This is a genomic window from Mesorhizobium sp. M2A.F.Ca.ET.042.01.1.1 (assembly GCF_003997405.1).
Classification (GTDB): Bacteria; Pseudomonadota; Alphaproteobacteria; order Rhizobiales; family Rhizobiaceae; genus Mesorhizobium.
Window position 1 is genome coordinate 1 of record NZ_RZRX01000482.1, and the last position, 2270, is coordinate 2270.

A 2270-nucleotide genomic window follows, 5' to 3' on the forward strand; every position below is an offset into this window, starting at 1 on the left:
ACCATGGCTCGCGCGCGTTCCGATTCTCCGCTTCTCTTTGAAATGGTCGAGAAGCCCGACTTTTCGATCGAGACCAAGGCGATGGCCGACGGGCTGTGGCCGGTCGCCGGCATGGATGAAGCTGGCCGCGGCCCGCTGGCAGGCCCGGTGGTGGCTGCGGCGGTGGTGCTCAACCCCGCGAATATCCCGGAAGGCCTCGACGATTCCAAACGCCTCACCCATTTGCAGCGCGAGGCGTTGTTCCTCAAGATCCTTGGCTCGGCGCTCAGCGTCTCGATGGCCTCGATCAGCGCCGAAGGCATCGACAACAGCAACATCCTGAAAGCGAGTCTCGAGGCGATGCGCCGCGCCGCCGCGGGTCTTTCACTGCAGCCGAAACTTGCTTTGGCCGACGGCCGCGACATTCCGCCAGGCCTCGCCTGCGAAGGCCGGGCGCTGATCAAGGGCGACCAGCGCTCGCAGTCGATTGCCGCCGCCTCGATCGTCGCCAAGGTGATGCGCGACCGCATGATGTGCGGCTGCGGCGGCCATCATGAACACTACGGTTTCGAAGTGCATATGGGCTACGCGACAGTCCGGCACCGCACCGCCATCGAGGCGCATGGCCCGGTGGCAAGGCTGCACCGAACCTCGTTCGCGCCGTTCAGGCTGGGTGGCGCCGAGGTGGTCGAGGAAGAAAGCTTGGCCGGGTTGGAGTAGCATAATCTCCCCCCTTGAGGGGGAGATGGCCGGCAGGCAGAGAGGGTCGCCCCGCGTGAAGCGCCGACCTCCTTCCGCGACAAGCAAATGAAGTCGGCTCTCTACGTGAGACGACCCCCTCTGTCACCTCCGGCGACATCTCCCCCTCAAGGGGGGAGATTATCCACGCCAAACAAAAAAGCCGCCGGGTTGCCCAGGCGGCTTTCATTTCGAAGCTTCGACGCACGCTCAGTTCAGCTTGGCTTTGACGTCATTCAGCGCCGACTTGAACAGGTCGGCACCGGCCTTGGCATCGACCTTGGCGGCAAGCAAGGCGCGGGCGGCTTCGACGGCGATGTCGACGGCCGAGGCTCGCACTTCGCTGACGGCCTCGCGCTCGGCCTGGCTGATCTTCTGCTCGGCAAGCGCGGTGCGCCGGGCGACATAATCCTCGGTCTTCTTGGCCGCCTCGGAAGCAAGCAGCTCAGCCTCGCGCTTGGCGGCGGCGACGATGTCGGCGGCCTCCTTCTCGGCTTCCTTGCGCTTCTGCTGGTATTGGGCAAGCAGCTGCTGGGCCTCTTCACGAAGCTTGCGCGCTTCCTCGAGCTCGCCGCTGATCTTGGCCGCGCGGGCGTCCAGCGACTTGGTGAGCATGCCCGGCACCTTCAGATAGATGATGGCGCCGAGGAAGATGATCAGGGCGATGGTGGCCCAGAGCGTGGCAAGTGATGTGGCGTCCATGATCCCGCTCCTCACCGGCTCGCGGATTTGACCGCGGCCGCGATCTCGGACTTGTCGGCCTTGCCGCCGACAAGCGCCTCGACGATGGCCGACGTGGTATCCTCGGCGATCGTGCCGACTTCCTTCATCGCTTTGGCCTTGATCGAGGCGATGCTCGCCTCGGCCTCGCCAAGCTTCTTCTCGAGCTCGGCCTCGAGCTTCTTGCGCGTGCCTTCGGCGTCCGCCTTGGCGGCGTCGCTTGCCTGCTGGCCGATCTTGTTGGCGTTGGCCTTGGCCTCCGCCAGTTCCTGCTCATAGGCGGCAACGGCGGCATCCGCCTCGCTCTTCAGCCTTGCGGCATGGTCGAGGTCCTGGGTGATGCGATCGTTGCGGACATCGATGATGCCGCCAAGACGCGGCATCACAACGCGCTTCAGGAACAGGTAGAAGAGCCCGAAGGTGATGACCAGCCACAGGATCTGCGACGGGAAGGTCTTGGCATCGAACGGCGGGAACGCTTCATGCTCCGCGGCAGGCACGGCAGTGCCCGCATGCGTATCGCCCTCGGCCGCGGCCGGCGCTGTTTCTTGCGCATAGGCAGATGTCACGAACATCTCATTCCCCTGTTCATGGAACGGGGCCGCACCATGCGGCCCCTTTCGTCAGCTCTCAATCTTACTTGAAGACCAGGAGCAGAGCGATCAGGAGCGAGAAGATGCCCAGAGCTTCGGTCACGGCGAAGCCGAAGATCAGGCGGCCGAACTGGCCGTCGGCAGCCGACGGGTTGCGGAGCGCGCCCGAGAGGTAGCTGCCGAAGATGTTGCCGAGGCCGATGCCGGCGCCGCCCATGCCGATGCAGGCGATACCAGCGC

4 protein-coding genes are annotated in these 2270 nt (G+C 64.9%); 1 reads left to right on the forward strand and 3 read right to left on the reverse strand.

Annotation, left to right across the window (positions count from 1 at the left end; all coding sequences use genetic code 11):
• The first annotated feature begins 3 nt into the window (after positions 1–3).
• Complete coding sequence (locus EOA23_RS33970; protein ID WP_126062273.1) at positions 4–699, forward strand: ribonuclease HII; 696 nt, start codon at positions 4–6, stop codon at positions 697–699.
• A gap of 228 nt (positions 700–927) precedes the next feature.
• Here the strand turns inward: EOA23_RS33970 and EOA23_RS33975 are convergent, their stop codons facing one another.
• The 3 genes from EOA23_RS33975 to EOA23_RS33985 all read right to left on the reverse strand — a co-directional run.
• Positions 928–1419, reverse strand: coding sequence for a F0F1 ATP synthase subunit B (locus EOA23_RS33975; protein ID WP_042641420.1), 492 nt, complete (start codon positions 1417–1419; stop codon positions 928–930).
• An 11-nt stretch (positions 1420–1430) separates the two neighbouring features.
• A complete protein-coding gene (locus EOA23_RS33980; RefSeq protein ID WP_042641418.1) occupies positions 1431–2012 on the reverse strand; it encodes a F0F1 ATP synthase subunit B in 582 nt (193 codons plus the stop codon).
• A 61-nt stretch (positions 2013–2073) separates the two neighbouring features.
• The coding region (locus EOA23_RS33985) for a F0F1 ATP synthase subunit C (RefSeq protein WP_127307254.1) at positions 2074–2270 on the reverse strand (197 nt) is incomplete at its 5' end.